Source organism: Streptomyces sp. NPDC015532, assembly GCF_043078065.1.
Taxonomy (GTDB): Bacteria; Actinomycetota; Actinomycetes; order Streptomycetales; family Streptomycetaceae; genus Streptomyces.
On record NZ_JBIBSY010000006.1, the window covers coordinates 113,580 to 128,131 of the forward strand.

Here is a 14,552-nt window from a genome sequence, read left to right on the forward strand (position 1 = left end):
AACCCCGCCTTGACGACGGCACGGGCGCTGCCCGCGTCCCAGGCGTTCGGCAGCACCGGCGGGGCGCCCGGGATGTGCGGGGCCTGAGCAGTCTGGCCTTGTCGGCTTGATCGGACATGCTTGATCGGACATGACGGGCTCAGTCGACCAGCGCGCCGGCGGAGAGATTGGCGACGGTGCCGGTCATGGCTCCCGCGCGATCCGACGCCAGGAACGCGGCTGTCTCCGCGATTTCCGACAGCGTGGGAAGCCTCTTCAGAAGCGTCCCTTGCACCATCCCTCCGCCTTCGAGCATCTCCTGGACCGACTGCCCGCCCGCTGCCGCCATCTGCTGGAAGAGGTCCTTGGTGTACGAACCCGCTGCCGGCGCGTCGACGACAGCGTGTGGACGGATGCAGACCACCCGGATGTTGTCGGGTGCCAGCTCCGCGGCCAGAACCCGCGAGAAGGCCTCCTTGCCGGCCGCGCTCACGCTGTGCCCCAAGATGCCGCCCACAGCCAGTTTGGAACCCGGCTCGGACAACGTCAGGATGACGCCAGGACGCTCGCGGCCCATGTGGCGCGCCACGGCCTTGCTGGTGATGAACAGCGTCTGAAGGAAGCCGTCGATGGGCCGCATGAACTCCTCGAGCGAGAGATCCGCCAGCAAGGTCCCCTGGTCGTGCATGACACTCACGGCACTGAGCGCGATGTCGATGCTGCCGGCCGTCGCCGCGACGTCCTCGGCGTGCTTTTCGACGGCCTGTTGGTCGAACACGTCGACCTGCGCGGTCTCGACCTTCCCGCCGGTGGCGGCGATGTCGCGCGCCACGGCGTCGAGCTTCTCCTGCGTCCGCCCGGCGAGGAAGACCCTTGCGCCTTCGCGGGCGAATACCCGTGCGATCGCGCCGCCGATCGCGCCCCCGCCTCCGTAGATCACGGCGTTCTTGTCAGCAAGCAGCAATCCACTCATTGTGCCCTCCAAAGGTGATGGGGTCGTTCACAGGTGATGGGTTCATTGCGCGCTACGTAGCCGGGGCGCCGACCTTGATCGAAGGGGTGGCCAGAGCTCTCTTCCGGGGGCCGGACGGTCAGTCTCGGTCGTTCTTCTGACGCTGGATCTGTTCCGCGATGCTCTTGATGCGGTTCAATCGCGCATCCCACGCCCTGCCGACCTCATTCAGTTGGCGGACCGCACGGGCGAGCTGCGCCTCGTCGACTTCGTAGCGCCGCTCGCGGCCCATCGGTGTCGCGTGCACGAGGCCCGCGCGATCGAGGACGCCCAGGTGCTTGGTGACCGCTTGGCGCGTGATCGGGAGACGATCGCTCAGGCTGGTCGGCGTACCGACTCCTTCCGCGAGCAGCAGGTCGAGCAGGCGGCGCCTGATCGGGTCGCCTATCGCCGACCAGAGTTCGTCGTCGACGGCGGCGGTCATTGCGCCACCACGGAAGGGGCGTAGCCCTGCAGCTTGGGCAGGAACAGGTCCCAGCCGCGCTCGTGGTCGTGGAAGGCTTCCTCCAGTACGGCGGCTTCCCAGCCCTTCTCTCGCCAGCCGCTCTCGGTGAGGCGCAGAATCGTGCCGTCACCGGAGGGCTCGAGCTCGATGGTGACCAGGAGGGAGTTGTCGCCATCGGGCAGTTGCCCGTCTTCGGCGACCCAGCGGAAGGCGAACTTGCGCGGCGGATCCACGTCGACGACCACGATCCGCTCCACCGCGGCGCGGTCGCCCCAGACCAGTTCGCCGACCGCGCCCGGCGCGGGATCGAACGACGCGTCGTCGGACCACCACATCTTGATGTGCTCGGGACGACTCACGACATCGAACACGATCTCCGGTGCGGCATCGATCTGGATCTCGCGTTCCAGCTTTCCGAACTCCACCACATACCTCCAATAAGCAACCATCGGTTGCGTATCACCCTAGCCCTCGCGTCAGGGATACGCAACCTTGTGTTGCGCAACAACCGCGAGGTCGGCGCAGTAGTGCGTCGGCCGGGCGACGGCGGCGTGCGATGTGCAGCGGCGCAGTGCGTTGAGCCGCATGGGTCAGAACACGCCCGTTCGCTCGCCCTCACCACTCTGGACGGACGGCCGCGAGGGGATCCGGGCGAGCGCTCCACCGCCGGCCTGAAATCTCGTCGATCTCATCGCCGGGGGATGCCTATGCTCCCGCCATGGCGGATGCGAAGCCCAGCACGGCGTACTGCGACCGATTGGTCCGGCTCGTGCCGCCGCCGGCCGCGCCCGTGGACGCCCACGGGGACTGGATCACCGTCGAGACCCTGATCGGTACCCGGCTGCCGGAAGACTACAAGCGACTCGTCGAAGCCTACGGCTGGGGCGAGTTCTGCGATTTCCTCTACCTCCGGACTCCGTTCGGAACCAACAGGCACAACGGCATCCAGTGGCAGAGTCCCCACCCCACGGGATCTCCGGAAGGGGACCCTGAGCGCTACCCCTATCCACTGCACCCCGCTCCGGGTGGGCTGCTGATCTGGGGCACCACCATGGACGCCGACCGGCTGTGCTGGCTCACCGACGGGGTTCCGGAGCAGTGGCCTGTGGTGGTGTGGAGCAGCGAGGGCTGGTACGAGACCCATCGGATGGGCGCGGCCGATTTCCTTGAGGGCTGGGCCGGCGGACGCGTAAGCTCCGGCTTGCTCGGAAGCATGGAGCCGAACCTGGCGCCGTGGTTCAACGCCTTCCGTACCCGCACCCACCGGTGCCTGCGGCTGTCCGAAGGCCCCCTGTCCCACCCCGATCGGCTACGGATCCTGCGCGAGACGCTGGCTCCCACCACGGACCGGGGCTCGTGGAGCTCCGAGCACGACGAGGCGAGACAAGACCACTTCGCGATGGTCGATGCCGACTGGCTGCTGACCTACGACGCGTCCCGGCCTCACCAGATCCGAATCAACTTCCCACCCGAGGACAGCAAACAGGTTCGCCGGCGTCTCGTCGCCGCTGTTCGGCTCATGGGATGTGAGGTGCTTCGGATAACGACGGCGGCCGGAACGACCCTGCCGTCCTGGGACGCGGTCACGGACGAGGGCGAGGAGTAGCGGGCGAGCCGAGCCCGTGAGGGACAGCGGATGATCTCGGTTCCGCCCTCGCCGCTCACGGGGCTTCCACCTTGATCATGGACACCGCTTGTCATGCAGCGATGGCCGGCGTAGTTGATCTCTGTTCGAAGGCGACCGGTGAGGTAGCCGATAGTGGAGTGCCTGCGCCGGTGGTCGTAGAAGCCGAGCCGGCGCAAGACCGCGAGCCGGGCGGCTCGTTCTGTCGGCCGGCCGCCCCGGCTGGGAAGGATCTGGTCGTCAGGGCGCGAGCCCGTTGGCTCCTCAGACCACCGCGCGAGCGAAGGTGAGCGTCGCGGTGACGGTGGTCAGGCCGCGGATCATCCCCAGCTGGTTCCAGACCATCCCGAACTGCTCCCGGTCCACGGTGAACTCCATGGCGAGGCTGATCGCGTCGCCACTCGACGCGGTGACGTGGGCGGTGACGGCCTGCGCGCTGCTGGCACCCCGGACGGTCAGCTGACCGACGATCTCGGCGGTGCCGTCCTCGGGCACCGCTGCGCCGTTGACGGCGAAGGCGAGAGTCGGGTGGTTCTCGGTGTCGAAGAACTCACTGCCGCGCAGGTGCTCATCCCGCTTCGCGTTCTTCGTGTCCAGAGACGCCGCGTCCACACTGACAACACCGTGGGCGGTCCCGTCGGGCTTGATCTCGCCCTCTCCGGTGACATGGCCGAAGGCACCCTTCACCGTCACCAGACCCCACATCGTCCGATGCGCGATAGCCACGGTGGACCGGGCGGGATCCAGCTGCCACAAGCCGGTTTCTATGACGACGGTCATGGGGGTTCTCCATAAGAGTGAGGATGGGAACGGGGAAGCCGCATCCGCGACGCAAGTGCCGGGACCGCAGCCCAGTAGTCCAAATTTGGATGACTCCCCGCACGCTAGCGGTTTATCCAAAAATGGACAACCGTTAGACTGTGACACCATGGCCGACTCTTCCGCCCCCGCCGATCAGCCCGAGCGCGAGCCATCGGACGACGCCGGGCTCCTGCCCGCCGAACTGCGCTCCTGGATGCGGCTGTTGGCCGCGGCCGGCACGATCGAGCAACAGCTCCGCTCACGGGTGAAGGACGCGACGGGGATCTCGCACGACGAGTTCCTGCTGCTGTGCCTGCTCGCCGATCAGCCCGGTTCCAGCCTGCGAATGACACGGATCGCGGAACTGCTGGGACGCCCCAAGACCCGGCTGACCTACCAGGTGGCCTGCCTGCAGCACGCGGGACTGATCACCAAGAACTCCGCGTGCCGCGACCGGCGCGGCGTCGAGGTGGCACTCACCGACAAGGCCCGAACGCTGCTGGGCGAAGCATCCCGCCCCCTCGCCGACGCTGTCGCCGAGGCCATCGCGCACACGGCCTGCGCTCAGCGGTACACGCAGTTGCAGTACCTGCTGCCGACGAGCCAGGGCTCCGAGGAGCACACCACCAAGCAGAAGCAGTAGCCACAGGGAACCGGACCTGGAACTCGCCAGAACTCGAGACGGAGCCGACGGTCAGCGGCATGACGCCTCGGCGGCCGGATCGGTCCGCCGCGGGTCGCGAAGATCACCGCAGAGGTTCCGCCACGGTGAATCGGGCCTCTACCGCGACAGGCCGTGGGGTGGTCCGGATGCCAGTCGTGCCGCGGGTGGTAGGGGTGCATGCCGAGGGCAGGCTTCGAACGCCTGGATCACCAGCCCTGAAAAGCGTCGGGAGGCCTTGACCTGGCCGGCGGTCGATGTGGCGTGGATCCCCTTGTTGGCCATGAGGATGAGAATCAGGTCGTCCAGGACGAAGTCGGAGCGCAGGTGCCCCGCTTCCTTGGCTCGCTGAGCCAGTTCGGCGACTGCTTTCACCGTGTACTCCCGGCCGGCGGCGACATCCTTCACCTCCGGGTAGGTCGACAGGAAGGCTTCGGTGAAACCCCGATCGCGTGCGTGCAGCTCACAGATCCTCTCGATCACCAGGCACAGGCCACGCCAGGGATCAGGATCGGCGCACCCCTCGTCGACAATGGCCCGACACGCGCTCAGTTGATCCGCGAAGGCCTCGGTGACCAGCATCTGCTTGGTCGGGAAGCGACGGTACAAGGTGGCGGGTCCCACCCCGGCACGCCGCGCGACCTCCCGCATCGGCACGTCCAGGCCGTCGGTGGAGAACAGCGCTCGGGCCGCGTCGAGGATGCGTTCGCGGTTGTCCAGCGCGTCGGAGCGCAACGTATGAGGCAAACGGTCGGTCACCGCTCTCACTTTACCTAAACGGACGGGGGCGTCCGTTACCGTCCGAGACGTAGAAGCTCTCGCATTTTGAGCTGTCCGGGAACCTGGAGACCACATTGAAGGCAATCTCGATCCAGACGTTCGGAAGTCCTGACGGTCTGGCTGTTGTCGACCTGCCAACACCCACGCCTGCTGCCGGGCAGGTACTGATAGCCACCGAGGCGGTGGGCGTCGGTGGTGTCGACACCCTGATCCGAAGCGGGGCTCTGGCCGCCTACGGCTTCAAGGAGGGTCACATCCCGGGTAGCGAGGTGGCGGGCACCGTGACCGCGGTCGGTGACGGCGTCGACGCGTCGTGGATCGGCCGGCGGGTGTGGGGCTTCACCGGCACCGGCGGAGGCTACGTCGAACAGGCCATCGTGCCGGTCGAGCAGATTCTTCCCCTGCCCAGCGGCCTGTCCGCCGCTGCCGCGGTGACGCTCGGCAGTTCCGGCGCGGTGGCCCACTTCGGGCTTCGCCACGCCCATTTCGCTCCCGGGGAGACGGTCTTGGTGCGTGGCGCGGCCGGCAGTATCGGGATCATGGCAGTGCAGCTCGCGGCTCGCGGTGGTGCCGCCGCGGTGGCGGTCACGACATCGTCGTCCGAGCGCGGCGAGCGGCTGCGCCGTCTCGGCGCGACCCACGTGCTGGACCGCTCCGGCGACGGAGGAAAAGAGGCTCCCCCGGGCTATGACGTCATCATCGACGTGGTGGCCGGTGAGGACATGCCGTCGTTCTTCGACAGGCTCAACCCGAACGGCCGCATGGTGGCCGTGGGCGCTGTCGCAGGTCAGCCGCCTGCGGACTTCGGGACGAAGATCATGGCGGCGTTCCAGAAGTCGATGTCCTTCGCCGCTTTCAGCGCGGCTACCGTCACCCCAGCCGAGCTGGGTACCGTGCGCGGCAAGCAGTTCGGCGCAGCCGGCCGCGGCGAGATCGAAGCGGTGGTGCACGCACTGCTTCCTCTGGACGAAGCTGCGCTGGCGCACCAGAAGATGGACGCGGGTGAAGTCTTCGGCAGGATCGTGCTGACACCGTAGCCCCGCGCTCTCTCCTCCGCTCCTGCCGACACGGGTACCTGTACCTGCCGGGCGACGGACTCCAGGCAGTTCGAACCGGCCCCCGGGAAACCGGCCGTACTGCGTGGAGAAGTGAAGGCAGCTCAAGCTGGATCGGCGTCCGGACCGCAGGCCCGCTCGCACGCCAAGGCCAAGCGGGCACGGGTGTCCGTCTCGCACTGCCGGGTGAGCACGAGGGGTCCTGGGGCGCGATCAGGCGTACGGGGCGCCACTGTCCGCCGCCAGGCGGGTGAGCCACTCGCGCAGCAGGTACTGTTCGGCGTCGCTCAGGACATCGGCATCGTCGGGGAGAGCGGCGCGCAGCGTGCGGGCCGCCGCGGCGGGGCCGGACTCCGTGGCGGGGATCGTCGGTTCCGCGCGAGTGATGGCGGAGACCATGGCCTCGCGAAGAGCGGTCAGCAGCGCCGGATCGCGGCGTTCTGCCGGGGTGGAGTGCCAGGTGGTGACCGTGCCTTGACCGGTGGCCTGGATGATCTGGGCGGCCAGCTCCTCATCGACCCGCAGCCACCCTTCGGCCGCCAGTCGGCGCACCCGGCCGTGGAGGATCTCCAGGCCCGCGCGGTGCGCCATGTCCGCCCCCCGGCTGGTGGCCCTGTTCATCACCGCGAACAGCTCGGGTCGGGAGATCCCGAACTCCACCACCATGTCCCAGCCGCGGCGCAGGTCTTCCAGCGCGTCCTGCGGGCCGGAGTCGAGCTGTGCGCGCTTGCGCTCCAGGAACTGCGCGTAGCCGTGCTCGGCGACGGCCTCGAGGAGCCCCTCCTTGTCTCCGAAGAGGCGGTAGATCGCCGGAGGCTGCGTTCCGGCCGCGGCGGCGACCGCGCGGGTGCTCACCGCGTCCGGGCCACCGTTCTCCAGCAGCTCGACGGCCGCCTCGACGATGCGGCGACGAGGGCTGTCGGTGATGTCGTGCGTGGCCATGAATCGATGATATCGAAGACTTGGTTCCATTGATATTCCAGTGTTATCGTCGAAATGATTCCACTGGAAACACCGTCGGGAGAACCTCATGATCATCGTGACCGGAGCCACCGGAAAGCTCGGCCGCCGCACCGTCGAACGCCTCCTGGAGCGCGTCCCGGCGGACCGCGTCGGCGTCAGCGTCCGCGACCCCCGCAAGGCCCAGGACCTCGCCGACCGCGGCGTCCGGGTCCGGCAGGGCAGCTTCGACGACCTCGCCTCGCTGGTGCACGCCTTCGAGGGGGCCGAGCAGCTGCTCCTCGTCTCCCTCGACCGCATCGGCGAGGAGTGCGTCACCGGCCACCGCACCGCCATCGACGCCGCCGTGAAGGCCGGCGTCGGCCGCATCCTCTACACCAGCCAGATGGGCGCCGCCCACGACTCCCGCTTCCAGGCATGCCGGGACCACGCCCAGACCGAGGATCTTCTGCGCGCCACCGGCCTGCCCTGGACCGCGCTGCGCAACGGCTTCTACGCGGCCAGCGCCTTGCACTTCCTGGAGTCCGCCCGCCACACCGGCGACATCGCCCTCCCCGCAGACGGTCCCGTCGCCTGGACCGGCCACGACGACCTCGCCGAGGCCACCGCGGCGATCCTCACCGAGGAGGGCCGATTCGAGGGGCCCACCCCGCCGCTCACCGGCGCGGCGACGCTCGACTTCGACGCCATCGCCGAGCTCGCGTCCCAGGCCACCGGACGGCCCTTCACCCGCACCGTCGTCCCCGACGAGGCCTTCCGCGAGCAGGCACTGGCGCACGGTGCCCCGGCCCCGATCGCCGACCTGATGGTGAGCATCTTCGCAGCGGCCCGGAACGGCGAGTTCACCGCCGTCGACTCGACGCTGGCCGAGCTGATCGGCCGAGAGCCCGCCACCTTCGGCGCCCTGCTGGAGCGTGCCTGGGCCGAATAGATCCTGTGGAGGCGCAGAAGGCATGGGAAAACGACTGACCCAAGGATCAGGCAGGGCACGGATGTACTCGCGCGGCAAAATGTCCAGGCGTCGCCCGGGTACGAGGAACGGATGGCTGCCGGGCGTCCGCCGGGCCGGGTCGAGGACTATGCTGCTGTTCGGGCGTCCCAGACCCTGGCGGCTTGTCGTTGCTCGACACAGATGGCTGCAGGGAGCGGACTCTTCGTCTGTGACCCGTCGCATCCCTGGAGGAACTGGGCGGTTCCGGTGCGCTGTCGGACCGTCCGTTGCTCCGCCTCCGCGAACGTACGCCCTGTAGGCAGCGCGCCATGGGGGGCCGGGATCCCCGGCGTCACCTCGTCCGCTGCCGGATGGTCCACCGAATCGAGGCATCATGCCCCGACCGCAGCTCGCCGTCTATCGCCATGACCGAGGGAAGCGGGTACTGATCACCCTGGCCGGTGAGATCGACCTGGAATCGGCCCCGCTGGTACGCACGGCACTGGCGCGATGTCTGAGCGACGGCATCCGCACCATCGACATCGACCTCACCCCTGTCACCTTCTGCGACTGCACCGGCCTCAACGTCTTCCTCCACGCCGCGCAGCAGACCACCGAGACCGGCGGGACCCTGCGACTCCACCACCCGCCGCCGACGCTGGGTCTGATCCTCGACCTCACCGGCTCCGGGTTCCTGCTCCTCGACGATCCTCTCGGGCAGCTGTCACTTCCCCTCGGGGATGTCCCGGCCCCGACCGCTCAGACCCCGCGGCGCCGGGCTGTTCCACTTGCCTCTGCGCTCTCGGGTGATGCGCCGTGACGGCCTGGGCGGGGCGGGGACGGCCACGAAAGCCCCGTGGCTGCGAATCGCCCATCTTGGACGCGGTCCGGTTACGTCGGGTGAACCGCGGGCTGGCACAGGATCTGAGCGGGAAGCTGACGGAACTGTATGTGGACTCCCACGAGACATCATCGCGTCCTGATGCGTACGGCCGTCCCAGCCGCCGGCAGTTCCTGGACCGTCTCACAGCCGACATCCGGCGGCCGGGCTTCGCGATGGTGATCGCGGAGACGGACGGACTGGTGGGATGTGCTTTCGGATCCCCGATGCTCAGCGACGCCTTCGGGCGGATCGGGTTCGACCGAGCCCTACCGCGCGGCGTCGAACAACTCGCAGCGGCTCAGGGCGTCTTCGCGATCACCGACATCCTGATCCCCCCGCACCCGCAGAACGCGCACGTGGCCCGCCGGTTGCAGGAGCGGCTGCTGGCCGACCACCAGGCGTCACTCGGCGCCACCCTGGTGGACCGGGCCGATCACCCCACCCTCACCACGCGCCGTTCCTGGGGGTGGCTGGACGTGGGAGCGTTCTGGAAGCCGACCGGCACCACGCCGCTCCGGGTGCTGATCCTTCCCGCCGGCAAATCAACCTCCCGGAGGTCGGAGGTACTTGCGCACGATGCCTGGACGCGGTGGCCTGGGTGAGGCCCGGCAGCCGGTCGGCCGGCATCCAGGTGCTGGTCACCGAGCCGACGGCCCTGTGTGGTGCCCGGATCGGTGTGGTGGACTTGGGCACACGGTCGTCCCGCTCACACCTGGCAGGGGCCCCGCACCTCTCGTACGTCCACGGATCCCGCCCGCCGCCGCCACGCTGCCGTGTCAGCCGTTGAGGAGGTGAGGAGGTGAGGATCATGCAGACGGTCGTGATCCTGGCGATGGTCGGTCCCGCGGCGCCCCTCATCGACCTGGCTCAACGCGCAGCACAGCGACCGCGTCGCCGTCTTCCTCGCCATCCGCCCAGGGTCATCGCCCGGGACTGGTCCGGCCCGTCCCTGACGGTTGTGAGGCGTCGGTGAGGTCGGCGCCGGTGTCGGCGTCCCGCTGGGAGTAGCCAGTGCCGTACCAGTCCAGGCACATGACGGTCGCGTCGTCTTCCAGGTGACCGTGGCCGGCGTCGACGATCGCCCCGATGAGGGCGCGAGCGGCTTCGCGGGGATGCAGGGCACGGCTGCGGACGATCATGTCCGACAGATCCAGGGTCTTGGCATTGCGCTCCAGCATGCCGTCCGTCAGCATCACCAGCCGATCCCCGGGCCGCAGGTCCAGCGACTGCACCCGGTAGGTGTGAGGGGCGTGGAAGCCGAACGGCCTGTCGACCTTCGGAACGATCTCTCGTACCTGGCCGTCCCGCATCCGCAGCGGCCAGGGGTGGCCGGCGTTGACGAACTCGGTACCGCCGTCGATCAGATTGATCCGCAGCAGCTGGCCGGTGACATAACCCTCGCGGCCGTGTTCCCTCACAGCACGGTCGGCTTCGTGGGCCTGCCCCTCAAGACTCGCACCGGCCCTCCTCGCCCGGCGCAGGGCCCCGACCATGAGGGTGGCCAGGAGTGCGGCGTCGACGTCGTGACCCATGGCGTCGGTGATGGAGAGCTGGACGGTGTCCCGGTCGATCACGTAGTCGAAGGTGTCACCTCCGACGTGGTCGGCGGGCTCCAGCGCCCCGGCGACCGCGAACTGCGCCGCCTCGCACGCCAGCGACGCCGGGAGCAGCCGGTGCTGGATCTCCGCGGCCAGGCTCAGCGGGGTGGTGCGACGGCCCCACTGGTAGACGTCGGTGAAGGAGCGGTTCGCGATGACGATGTACGCCAGAGCGTGCGCGGTCTCGCCGATCTCCCGCATCACCTCCGCGTCCGGAGCCGCGGGCAGGAACAGTTCGAGGAGCCCGATGGCGTCCCCGCGGTTGGTCACCGGGGCGACGATCCGCACCAGCGCGTCCTCGCCCTTGTCCTCCACACCCGGCCGCTGGGTGCGGATCACGTCGTCGTACAGGGTGCCCCGCAGCGTGATGCGCCGGGCGGTTTCGTCGGTATCGACGCTGCCCGCCAGCCCCAGCCGTACGACCGAGCCACCGCTGAAGTCGGTGATCAGGAATGACACCGACTTCGCCCCGAGATGTTCCTTGAGCATGCGCGCGACCACGTCGAGCGACTCCACCGGCGCCGCAGCCTCCGCCGCCTCCAGCGTCCCCGCCAAGGTCATCGCCCCGCCCCGGCCACCCCCGCCCTTCGCAGGAGGAGAGGCCCGCCCGCTGTCCGGCGTTCTTGCGGTCACAGCGGCTCCTCACTGCTCGATGACGCTCAGGACTCCGCCCCGCAGGTGCGAACGACCTGTGCAAAGTCCATCATCGGACAGGTCACATCGCATCACGGAACCCGGGTTCCGCCCCGCCCACCAGCCTCTCCCGGACCAGGTGCAGCCAGGACCCGTCCCCGAGTCCTGCGCTTCGGCATGCCAGATCTCGTGGAAGCCGAACCGGCCGGCGCGCCTGTCCAGACGATCCACAGCGGGACGGGCCGCCGGTCCGACGGGAGGAGGAGCACGGCCAGAAGAGGAGCACGGCCAGAGTGCTGGCGATGCTCAGGAAGATGGGGGTCACCTGGTAGACGAGTTCCCGGGCGCGCGGCGATCCGCAGCTGGTAGCGGGAGTAGCGGCGGTGCCCGCCTTCGGAGCGCAGTGGGGTGACCAGGTGGGCTTCGCCGATGGCACGGAGGAAGCCCTGGGTGGTGCCGAGCATCTCGGCGGCCCGCCCCATCGTGTAGGCGGGGTAGTCGTCGTCACGTCACCCGTGGGCCATGTCCTCGGTGCCGGATGGATCACGTAAGCCAGAGGAGAGCGCGGTTGGCGCGACCCCTGGGAGAAAGTACGAACCGCGCCACCCGCAGTAGCATGGATGTTGGGTTGGCTCACTCTCACGTGCAGCCGCCTGGAAGGGCGACTCCGGCGTGTTTGCGCCGGAGTCGTTGCCACAGCCGAACTGGCGGGGCGGTCAGACCGCGACCTTCCAAGGGGCGCGGCTCGCATCGACGGACATCCCGCTCAAGAGGGACAGCGGATGATCCGGGCAGCCGGGATCCGCGAGTGGGATCCGCGAGTGGCGCACCCCTGACACGGCCGCCGACCGCACGACGGGGCGGCCAACCGGTCACCCGCGGCGTTCGTGGTCCCGACGCTCCTCGCGCCTCCAGCGCGCCCGGTTCTGTCGGCTGTAGCGGCGGTCCCACCGGTCCTGCCGGTCCCAGCGCGCCTGATAGTCCCGGTAGCCCCTGTGATCGGAACCGTCGCCACGGATCCAGCCTCCCCCGCGATCTCGGCCGTAACGGTTGGCGCCGAAGAGCAACGCGGCCGCGGCCACCCACCAAAGGGGATTGAGAAAGCCGAGGCCGAACAGGACGACGATCGGCACGAGAAACAGAACGAACACGGCGGGCCTCCCCGGAGCGGAACAAACCATCACTGCCGGGGGCCAGGGCCTGTTCACACAGCGTAGCCCTTCCAAGGGCCTGCGGATAGCGCACCGTGGCCTCGGCGTCCGACGGAAGCGGTCGGAAGTGGCCGGAAGCGGATGGCCACTTGACGCCCGTCCAGCCCCCTCGTGCTGTCCGCCGCATCGCGCGCATACCGCCGCAGGGCGGTACAGATGTACGCGGTGATCGTTCCGGCTTCGACCTCCTTCGTCCTGCTCGCCGCCATGATGGGCCCGTCCTGGCGGGAGGACCGCATCCTGCCGGCGCCATCGGCCGAGCCGGTGAACGCCCCCGCCGAGGCTCCGTTCGCCCAGCGACCCCCGCCCAGCTCGCGGAACTCCCGCTTGTCGAGAATGCGTTGACAAGAGAGTCAGTCGGGCGTTGACCGACAGCACGGCGACCAACGCGCAGACCGAGGAACCCCGGCTCGCGTTCAGGCAGTACCGGGCTATCTCTCCCGCTGAACGCGGGGTAGGTGAGGCCTCTTCGGCGGAGAACCCGCGTCGGCTGCCCGGCTGACGGTGTTTCACCTGTGGTCAACGCCCCGGCACGGCATGGGAGCCGTCCACCGCCGTGTTTACATCGCGGTGCCCTCTCCGGACCCACCAGGAGACCGGCCTCGGGACTATGCTGCGTACGGACGTCCCAGACCCCGGCGGGCCACCACTGCTTGCCCCCCATGCCTGCGGAGAGCGGATCACCCGTCCGCCCGCCCCGCGCATCCCGAGGTGACCGGCTGGGTCCTACGGTCCGGAACATCGGCTGCTGGATCGGTCATTCGCCTGCCTGCACGACCGTACGACCGTACCGCGTACCCGGTACGGTCTCGTGAACCGAGGCACCCTGCCCCATGGGTATCCCACCGATCCTGAACGTCTGCCGGCACGACACGGACAACCGGGCGCCGGTCACCAGCGCCACGACCGGAGAATCCCCCCGGCCGCTGCGGGAACCGCTGCTCACCGCGCACCGGGCACCACCCGGTGTCACCTTGGCGGACCGGCCTGACCAGCCCATCCTGGCCGCTCTCCGCCGCTGGGACCGGAGGGACGCCGGAGACGGCCGCAGGGCGGCCGACGGCGCCGTGCTCCTGGCCCTGGCGATCCCCTCGGGGGTGCGAACGGCGGTGAGGCCGAAGGGACTTGGTCTCCGCTCCTGGACCCGGTGGTCGCGGTGATACCGGGCAGCCGGTCGGCGCGGATCCAGGCTCTCGTGGCCGAGCAGGCGGCGCTGCGCGGCGCCCGGGTCGGCGTCCTCGACGTGTGTACGGCGGCGGTGGCGGCACTGCCGGTCGGCGGGGCCGGGATGTCCGCGATGTCCCGCGACCGGGCGAGTCATCCGCTGTGCAGCACCGACTCCGTCAGTCAGCATCTGGAAGAACTCCAGCTCACGCTGGGCGAGGGACCGTGCGTGGACGCCTACGTCCTCGGCTCGACGGTGCTCTGCCCCGACCTGTTGGCCGGTGAACTCCAGCGGCATTGGACGGTGTTCGCCGACGCGGCCCTGGAAGCCGGTGCCAGAGCGGTCTTCGCTTTCCCTCTGCAGATCGGGGCCGTCAGCCCCGGCGTACTCGACCTGTACTCCAGCATCTCGGTCGAGCTGGACGCGGAGGAGGTGGCCGATGCGATGGCCTTCGCCGACGCTGCCACGTTGATTCTGCTCGATGCCCGGATCAGTGAGACGGGTGTCCCGTTCGACACCCGCGCGCCCGACACCGACGCGGCCGGCACCGACCGGCCGGACACCGCGCCCTTCGACGACCTGGGCGGGTACCGCGCCGAGATCGACCAGGCCACCGGGATCCTCATGGTCCAGCTCGACGTCGGCTTCGAGGAAGCCTTCATCCGGCTGCGCGCCCACGCGTACGCCCGGGGGACACCGATCTCGGTGGTCGCCGCCGACGTGGTCGCCCACCGGCTCCGCCTCCCCCCGGACACGACTCCGTCCGACATCCGACCGCCGGAGGCACGACCCCCCGACGAGGAGCCTTGATGCT

General features: G+C 69.2%; 16 protein-coding genes and 1 pseudogene. 8 read left to right on the forward strand and 9 right to left on the reverse strand.

Going from position 1 to position 14,552, the window contains the following annotated elements:
- Window positions 1–139: 139 nt before the first annotated feature.
- The 3 genes from ACF07B_RS20750 to ACF07B_RS20760 all read right to left on the reverse strand — a co-directional run bounded on the left by ACF07B_RS20750 (window position 140) and on the right by ACF07B_RS20760 (window position 1,864).
- The gene (locus ACF07B_RS20750) at window positions 140–952 is read right to left on the reverse strand and encodes an SDR family NAD(P)-dependent oxidoreductase (protein WP_392179967.1); all 813 of its coding nucleotides are present in this window, start codon (window positions 950–952) and stop codon (window positions 140–142) included.
- A 118-nt stretch (window positions 953–1,070) separates the two neighbouring features.
- On the reverse strand, window positions 1,071–1,415 hold the full coding sequence (locus ACF07B_RS20755; protein ID WP_384239801.1) for an ArsR/SmtB family transcription factor: 345 nt from the start codon (window positions 1,413–1,415) through the stop codon (window positions 1,071–1,073).
- Window positions 1,412–1,864, reverse strand: a complete 453-nt coding sequence (locus tag ACF07B_RS20760) for an SRPBCC domain-containing protein (RefSeq protein WP_392179968.1) — start codon at window positions 1,862–1,864, stop codon at window positions 1,412–1,414. Before ACF07B_RS20760 ends, ACF07B_RS20755 begins: the two co-directional genes overlap by 4 nt.
- Before the next feature lie 290 nt (window positions 1,865–2,154).
- Between ACF07B_RS20760 and ACF07B_RS20765 the strand changes: the two genes are divergently transcribed.
- Window positions 2,155–3,042, forward strand: coding sequence for an SMI1/KNR4 family protein (locus ACF07B_RS20765; RefSeq protein WP_392179969.1), 888 nt, complete (start codon window positions 2,155–2,157; stop codon window positions 3,040–3,042).
- Window positions 3,043–3,324: 282 nt separating this feature from the next.
- On the opposite strand, the gene ACF07B_RS20770 is transcribed toward ACF07B_RS20765, so the two are convergent.
- Window positions 3,325–3,840: a YceI family protein gene (locus ACF07B_RS20770; protein WP_392179970.1), complete on the reverse strand. Its 516-nt coding sequence runs from the start codon at window positions 3,838–3,840 to the stop codon at window positions 3,325–3,327.
- Window positions 3,841–3,988: 148 nt separating this feature from the next.
- Between ACF07B_RS20770 and ACF07B_RS20775 the strand changes: the two genes are divergently transcribed.
- Window positions 3,989–4,504: a MarR family winged helix-turn-helix transcriptional regulator gene (locus ACF07B_RS20775; RefSeq protein WP_392179971.1), complete on the forward strand. Its 516-nt coding sequence runs from the start codon at window positions 3,989–3,991 to the stop codon at window positions 4,502–4,504.
- A gap of 138 nt (window positions 4,505–4,642) precedes the next feature.
- On the opposite strand, the gene ACF07B_RS20780 is transcribed toward ACF07B_RS20775, so the two are convergent.
- A complete protein-coding gene (locus ACF07B_RS20780; protein WP_392179972.1) occupies window positions 4,643–5,281 on the reverse strand; it encodes a TetR/AcrR family transcriptional regulator in 639 nt (212 codons plus the stop codon).
- A gap of 95 nt (window positions 5,282–5,376) precedes the next feature.
- On the opposite strand from ACF07B_RS20780, the gene ACF07B_RS20785 reads away from it, so the two are divergent.
- On the forward strand, window positions 5,377–6,339 hold the full coding sequence (locus ACF07B_RS20785) for a zinc-binding dehydrogenase (protein ID WP_392179973.1): 963 nt from the start codon (window positions 5,377–5,379) through the stop codon (window positions 6,337–6,339).
- 231 nt (window positions 6,340–6,570) lie between these two features.
- On the opposite strand, the gene ACF07B_RS20790 is transcribed toward ACF07B_RS20785, so the two are convergent.
- Window positions 6,571–7,299 carry a TetR/AcrR family transcriptional regulator gene (locus ACF07B_RS20790; RefSeq protein ID WP_392179974.1) on the reverse strand — a complete coding sequence of 243 codons (729 nt, stop codon included), beginning with the start codon at window positions 7,297–7,299 and terminating at the stop codon, window positions 6,571–6,573.
- 88 nt (window positions 7,300–7,387) lie between these two features.
- Between ACF07B_RS20790 and ACF07B_RS20795 the strand changes: the two genes are divergently transcribed.
- The 3 genes from ACF07B_RS20795 to ACF07B_RS20805 all read left to right on the forward strand — a co-directional run bounded on the left by ACF07B_RS20795 (window position 7,388) and on the right by ACF07B_RS20805 (window position 9,733).
- Window positions 7,388–8,248: an SDR family oxidoreductase gene (locus tag ACF07B_RS20795; protein ID WP_392179975.1), complete on the forward strand. Its 861-nt coding sequence runs from the start codon at window positions 7,388–7,390 to the stop codon at window positions 8,246–8,248.
- Between the two features lie 394 nt (window positions 8,249–8,642).
- Window positions 8,643–9,068 carry an STAS domain-containing protein gene (locus ACF07B_RS20800; protein ID WP_392179976.1) on the forward strand — a complete coding sequence of 142 codons (426 nt, stop codon included), beginning with the start codon at window positions 8,643–8,645 and terminating at the stop codon, window positions 9,066–9,068.
- Between the two features lie 131 nt (window positions 9,069–9,199).
- A complete protein-coding gene (locus tag ACF07B_RS20805; protein ID WP_392179977.1) occupies window positions 9,200–9,733 on the forward strand; it encodes a hypothetical protein in 534 nt (177 codons plus the stop codon).
- Between the two features lie 318 nt (window positions 9,734–10,051).
- Here ACF07B_RS20805 and ACF07B_RS20810 read toward each other — a convergent pair whose 3' ends face one another.
- From ACF07B_RS20810 to ACF07B_RS20820, 3 genes and pseudogenes are all read right to left on the reverse strand, one after another.
- Window positions 10,052–11,290, reverse strand: a complete 1,239-nt coding sequence (locus tag ACF07B_RS20810; protein ID WP_392179978.1) for a PP2C family protein-serine/threonine phosphatase — start codon at window positions 11,288–11,290, stop codon at window positions 10,052–10,054.
- A gap of 385 nt (window positions 11,291–11,675) precedes the next feature.
- A pseudogene (locus tag ACF07B_RS20815) lies at window positions 11,676–11,844 on the reverse strand (MerR family transcriptional regulator); the annotation flags it as partial.
- Window positions 11,845–12,234: 390 nt separating this feature from the next.
- Window positions 12,235–12,513: a hypothetical protein gene (locus tag ACF07B_RS20820; RefSeq protein ID WP_392179979.1), complete on the reverse strand. Its 279-nt coding sequence runs from the start codon at window positions 12,511–12,513 to the stop codon at window positions 12,235–12,237.
- An 893-nt stretch (window positions 12,514–13,406) separates the two neighbouring features.
- Here ACF07B_RS20820 and ACF07B_RS20825 point away from each other — a divergent pair.
- Complete coding sequence (locus ACF07B_RS20825) at window positions 13,407–13,733, forward strand: hypothetical protein (protein WP_392179980.1); 327 nt, start codon at window positions 13,407–13,409, stop codon at window positions 13,731–13,733.
- A gap of 35 nt (window positions 13,734–13,768) precedes the next feature.
- The gene (locus ACF07B_RS20830; protein ID WP_392179981.1) at window positions 13,769–14,548 is read left to right on the forward strand and encodes a GAF and ANTAR domain-containing protein; all 780 of its coding nucleotides are present in this window, start codon (window positions 13,769–13,771) and stop codon (window positions 14,546–14,548) included.
- Window positions 14,549–14,552 lie beyond the last annotated feature (4 nt).